5 protein-coding genes are annotated in these 6,206 nt (G+C 41.6%); all 5 read right to left on the minus strand.

Going from position 1 to position 6,206, the window contains the following annotated elements:
- Positions 1-381, minus strand: a complete 381-nt coding sequence (locus Q8M62_RS19970) for a response regulator (RefSeq protein WP_304902620.1) — start codon at positions 379-381, stop codon at positions 1-3.
- A gap of 10 nt (positions 382-391) precedes the next feature.
- Positions 392-1,723 (minus strand): sensor histidine kinase, encoded by a 1,332-nt coding sequence (locus Q8M62_RS19975; protein WP_304902621.1) that lies wholly within the window; start codon positions 1,721-1,723, stop codon positions 392-394.
- 39 nt (positions 1,724-1,762) lie between these two features.
- Positions 1,763-2,143, minus strand: coding sequence for a response regulator (locus tag Q8M62_RS19980; protein ID WP_304902622.1), 381 nt, complete (start codon positions 2,141-2,143; stop codon positions 1,763-1,765).
- Between the two features lie 4 nt (positions 2,144-2,147).
- Positions 2,148-5,399, minus strand: a complete 3,252-nt coding sequence (locus Q8M62_RS19985; protein ID WP_304902623.1) for an ATP-binding protein — start codon at positions 5,397-5,399, stop codon at positions 2,148-2,150.
- Positions 5,400-5,477: 78 nt separating this feature from the next.
- On the minus strand, positions 5,478-6,065 hold the full coding sequence (locus Q8M62_RS19990) for a patatin-like phospholipase family protein (protein WP_304902624.1): 588 nt from the start codon (positions 6,063-6,065) through the stop codon (positions 5,478-5,480).
- Positions 6,066-6,206 lie beyond the last annotated feature (141 nt).

A 6,206-nucleotide genomic window follows, 5' to 3' on the forward strand; every position in this document is an offset into this window, starting at 1 on the left:
CTATTTGTCGGTAAGCAATTCTGCTATTTCATTTTTGAGGGATTCGAAATCTACGGGTTTGGTAAAAAAGCCCTTTGCGCCAGATTTTATGGCTTTGTTGTAGTTTTCCTTGTCCCCATAGGCCGAGATCATACTGACCTGTATATGGGGAAATCGGCTTTTAATATTTTCCAAAAGTTCTAGTCCGCTCATTCCTGGCATATTGATATCCGAAAAGACGTATACGACATCGGGCGATCCGGACCGTCCTAAATATTCCAAAGCTTCCTGTCCCGAAAAAGCAAATTCTACTTCCAATAGCTTGCTTTTAATTTCTCTTCTGAATTTTTGCAGAAACATGATTTCTACATCCTGTTCATCATCTACGATTAAAATTTTCATGTGAAAAAAGTTAGGTTTTATTAATAGGTAATTCTATTGTGAATCTGGTAAATACCCCTACCGTCGATTCAATTTCCAACGTGCCTAGATGGGATTTGATAATATCATGGGTGATACTCAGTCCTAATCCAGTTCCCTCTGTACCTTTCTTGGTTGTAAAAAAAGGCATTAAAAGTTTGTCACGTATGTCTTCCGGAACACCCGGTCCATTGTCTTCTACCACTACCAAAACTCTGTTGGTTAAGTTCTTGGTTCTGATTTCTAATTTAGCTTTATAATTTGATCCTACCATACTTATTTTGTCGCGCATAGCATCAAAAGCGTTTTTTATCAAATTGAGAACCACCCGACTAAAGTCCTCAGCGTTTAAAGTGATCAACCCAAGATTTTCGTCCAAATCCAAATGGATTTCTACATTGATCGGATTGGGACTGGCTCTCATTCCATGAAAGGCCAAATTTGAATATTCCTTAATCAGCGCATTGAGGTCGGTGGGCTCCACAGTTCCTGAGCCGCCTCTGGAATGCATCAGCATTGACTTGACGATACTGTCTGCCCGAGATCCATGATGCCGGATTTTCCCAAGATTGGATTTGACATCCTCTAAAAGTTCCTGAATGTTTTCCTTTTCCGAGCTGTCTTGTAGTTTTTCCAATTCTTCGGCAATCTCATCTATAAAATCCTGACTGAGTTCCGAGAAATTGTTTACAAAGTTTAGCGGATTCTTGATTTCATGAGCAATGCCAGCGGTCAGCTGCCCCAAAGAAGCGAGTTTCTCTTGCTGTAAAAGTTGAGTTTGGGTTTCTTTCAGCGTAAGAATTGCTTGTTTGAGCTCAGCGTTTTTTTGGATAAGGTCAGCAGTTTTTTCATCCACCAGCTTTTGCAAGGCCTCATTTTTCTTGACCAATTCATTTCTATGCCAAGTGTCTCTCTCCGAATCTACAGCCTGTGAGCCATGCCAATGAACCAATTTCCAGTTCTGATCAAGATATTCAAAGACAGTACTAAACCGCAAAGGAAGTACGTTTTCATCGCTTTCGGTTTTAATGGTAATGATGAAGTCATGAGAAAAATAGGCTGCATTTTCGTTTGCAAAAATCCGTTGGTGGATCAAACTTGTGTTAAATCGAATCGCTATTTCTCTGGATTGCTCCCGCTGATCTTCCAATAATTTTTTGAAACCTTCAAGTCCAGTTATTTTCTCATCCACGGTCGTGCCAAATCCCATTACATCAGAAACAACATAATCGCCTATGGTGTCCAAAAGGAAATCATCCGTGACAGTCATGTCAAGGACTTTTTGAAGTGCTTCAGACAAAAGTTTCTCTTTCAGGGAGTCCATAATTTTCCTTTTTTGGAAATTGAGTGGGGGAAAGCCTCCTTATTGATTTTTGACCATTTCGGCAATTTCCTTTTTCAGTCGTTCAAAATCCACCGGTTTGGTAAAAAAGCCCTTGGCTCCCGAATTCATGGCGCGATCATAGTTTTCGCTGTCTCCATAGGCAGAGATCATACTCACCTGAATAGCTGGGAAACGGGTTTTTATTTGGTCCAACAACTCCAAACCGCTCATTCCCGGCATATTGATATCGGAAAAAACGTAGACAAATTTTGGGGGATTTTCATCACCCAGCACGTTTAAGGCCTCCTTGCCAGAAAAGGCAAAAGCCAGTTCAATTTCGCCGGATTTGATTTCTTTTCGAAACTTCTGACGGAACAAGGCCTCTACATCTTTTTCATCGTCTACAAATAGAATCTTCATAAGCTTATGGATTTTGGTTTGGTAAAAAAATTGTGAATTGGGTTCCGACTCCAATTTGGGAGTGAATGGTCAGGTTTCCACTGTGACGCTTGACAATGTCATGTGTAATGCTGAGTCCAAGACCGGTGCCTTCTGTCCCTTTTTTGGTGGTAAAGAAAGGCTGGAGAATCTTATCCTGAATTTCTTCCGGAATGCCGGGACCGTTGTCATTAAAAATCAGCTCGACGCCGTCCTTTAAGCTTTTGGTGACAATGATTAATTCAGGAGTGTACTTTTTTGTGCTGTTTTCTTCAATCTCAATTTTTTCTCGCATGGCGTCAAAGGCATTGTTGCAGAGATTGAGGATCACGCGGCTGAAGTCATCTGTGTAAAGTGGGATTTTAACGATGCTTTCGTCCAACTTCAGCTCGATGCCCACATTGATTGGGTTTTTGCTTGCACGCATACCGTGAAAAGCGAGATTGGAAAATTCCTGAATCATGGCATTGAGGTCTGTGGGTTCCATTTTTCCACTTCCACCTCGACTGTGAAGGAGCATGGATTTCACAATGCTATCTGCCCGGGTGCCGTGTTGATGGATTTTAAGCAAGTTGCTTTTGATGTCCTCAGAAATTGACAAGGCTTCGGTTTTATTATCATTTTCGAGTTCATCACGCATTTCATCGATGAGTTCTATGCTGAGATCGGCGAAATTGTTGACAAAGTTCAGGGGGTTTTTGATTTCGTGTGCTATACCCGCAGTGAGTTGACCGAGCGAAGCAAGTTTTTCCTGCTGGAGCAGTTGCTCCTGCGTGGATTTTAGATTTTGGTAGGCTTCTTCGATTTCATGGGCATGCTCCAGTTCTTTTTGTCTTGCTCGTTCTTTTTCGATGGCAACCAGGCGGCCAGATTGAAATTTGACCAAGCCAAAGACTAGCAATCCCAATCCTAGGAAATAAAATAAATAGGCCCACCAAGTGGCATACCAAGGTGGAAGGATTACAAATTTATAGGTGATCTCGTCGGAAACTATGTTGTAAATATTTTTTGCTCTCACGCGGAAGGTATAGTCGCCATGGGGAAGGTTGGTAAACTCTCTAAAATTAGTTTCCTCCCACTTACCCCAATCCTGATCAAAGCCTTCTAAATATGTCTGGTATTTGGTCAGTTTTTCCTGAATGAAAAACGGAGCAGTGTAAGCAAAGCGGATAGAATTGTTTTTGAATTCCATCTCATGAATTTCAGCACCCTCGGCTTGAGAAGAATGCCTCAATGTATCCGAACTGGCAATGATACGGGAAAAGTAAACAGGAAATGGAACTTCAGTAAGTAGTGATTTTTCATTGCTTATCCGAATAAGACCTTCATCTGTACCCAGCCATAGTACTCCGTCGGGTTCGGAATAGATTGATGAAGTTGTGTTTCCGGTGAAAAGATTGATCGGATAATCCTGAAGGATATAGGTGCCGTCTGACTGAGGTACAGCCAACTTTCTTTCATCTTTAAATACAATGAAAACCCTCCCCAATTCGTCAGTTTGAAGCGCATAATTGTCAATATTGATATTTGCCACTTCATTGGAAAAGCTGAATACCGAGTCTCTGACAAAGGCATTGCTTTTTTTATCGAAATAATAAAAACCCTGAATTCCCGAAGTGTAAATTCTATCCTGAACTTTGGAGACCCTTCCTGCCAAACCGGGGATACCGTCTGAATCTGTAAATTGTTGGACTTTTGTAGAAGGCAGATCCAAATTGCCAGATGCGGTCTTTGCCCAGCTAATATGAAACAGATTTCCGGCTTGGGTTCCTGCCCAAAGTTCACCTTCCCCATCCTCCTCTAATGTGTATATGTATCGCTCTATTTGGTTTAAAAGGCCAACCTGCTCAAACTTGTACGTATCGGACCCGAGAGGTTTTGTTCTTTTGAAAACAAAAATTCCGAAGGAACCACTCGTGAAAACATATCCTGGATGCTTTTCTGAAATCAAAATTCGAATAATCTGAAGTTTTTCAGTCCCAGGAATTTGTTTGGCAGTCCCATTTTGGATGGTATATATTCCAACATTGGAAGAAAGCAGTTGGTCTCCGTCCAATTGTAAGTCAAAAACTTGAGCATTGGGGATTCCATCTACTTTTTTGATTTTTCCGTCTGCATCATCCAGATATAAAACCGTGGTTGAACCTCCGATGTATAATTTGTCTTTTAATTTTTTCAGGGAAAGAAGGCTTCCAATCTCATAATCCTCGGAAAGAAATCGTGTCAGAGGTGAAGAGATTTCGATTTTCGAAATCCCATTGTTAGTCCCTGCCCAAAGGGTTCCTGTGGTATCTAATAAAAGAGAATAAACACTGTCATCTACCAGAGAATTTTTGGTTGTTAAGTTGCTGAGAAGCTTTCCTTGGGAATCCATTTGGACTAATCCCCCGCCTACAATGCCCAAGGCATATTTATCTGAGGATAGCATTATTCCTTTGTAAAGCCTTTTCCCTATCAGGTATTCGTCAAGTTCGGTTTTGAAAGGCTTGAAGTCTTTTCCATCGTAATGGAAAAATCCTCCTGAAAATCCCGCAACCAAAAATTCCTCCGGGCTTCTGAAAGGTAAAAGTACCTGAACTCGATCCCCTCCAAGGAACTCACTACCGGGGATGAGTTCCAACACCCCTTTTTTGGCTTGGTATAATCCCAAATCAATCTGATGGGCATAGAATCTTCCCCCGACGCTAAAAGCATACATAAACTGGGTATCAGGTTTCCAGATTTCCACTTTTCCCACCTGATTACCGCTTGCCGGGGTATAAATCAAAATACCCTCTCTGGCTTGGAAGTAGATTTTATCATCCAGTTCCGAAATAGACCAAATATCATTGATCAAAAAATCCTCTGGAATTAATTTGGATAGCGATACCTGAATGGATTTTCCCACTTTATCCTCTCCGACGTATCCAAAATCCCCCAAAGAGCCATAGTACAAAACTCCGGACTTTGATTTATGAAGGGAGCGAACACTAGTATTGAATCCCTTTAGTGGCGAAATCAGCAGTTCTGTGTCTGTCCCGTCAAATTTTATTAATCCCTGATTTGTACCAATGAAAATGAACCCTTTTTCATCTTGACCCAAGCTCCAGATTTGTTGTCCTGCATATTTGAATTCTTTGGAAGTGTAATTGGTGATGGTGGGTATTCCTTTGGAAATGTTGATTTGGGCAAAAGCAAAAGACCCTAAAGAAAAGATCAGAACAACCAGAAAAGCCGTAACCAATAAATTTTTTTGCATAAAAATGTTTTCTATTGGACTATTCTTTGAAAATAGCAAAAAGTTCTTGATTAGTTGGATGTTACGGGCGATTCCAATTTATTCAATTGATTTTTTTTCAAGAGGCTGCCAGAATCGTTCTTCCTTAGGTAGGCTTTCCAAAATCGCTTTCATCTGATCGTGGCCCTTTTGGACAATTTCCTTCCATCGGCTGTCGTCCATCATCCCAATACCTTTTAGCTCCATTTCCAGATAAATTGCGACGCCGGATTTGGTCATTTCCTGTTTTTGGCGGCTGTTTAGCGTCAGTGAATTGACCAGGATGGAGGTAATGCCCGGGAGTCTGAATTTCTTCTTTCCGGTAATTTTATCCCAAAGCATCGCAGCTGCCGAGGGCGTTTCATCAAAGTCCACAGGCCGCGATTTGAGTTGCGTGAGCGATATGGCTATGATATGTCTGACCGGATAATTGTACATCGTCTCTATGGGCAAATTGTCCACCACTCCTCCGTCTACATGGAGCTGATTGTCGATCACCACAGGAGGGTAAATCCCCGGAATAGCAATGCTGGCTTCAATCTGTTTCCATGCCAGACCCCGGTCATGTACCCGAGAGGTGGCATTGGAGTAGTTGGTCGAAACACAGTAACTACCCACCCAGAAGTCTTCAAGGTAAGTTTCGCCCATCGTAAAGAGTTTTAAACGCAATCTGGCCAAAAAAGAGAGACCTTGGGAAGTCGGTATCCCAGATTGCGGTTAAAACTGTGTTGAACGAAGCCGTAGTTTACTATGGGCATTTCTTTGTTGATTTCTGAGGATTTCCAAGGA

Source organism: Algoriphagus sp. (assembly GCF_030694375.1).
Classification (GTDB): domain Bacteria; phylum Bacteroidota; class Bacteroidia; order Cytophagales; family Cyclobacteriaceae; genus Algoriphagus.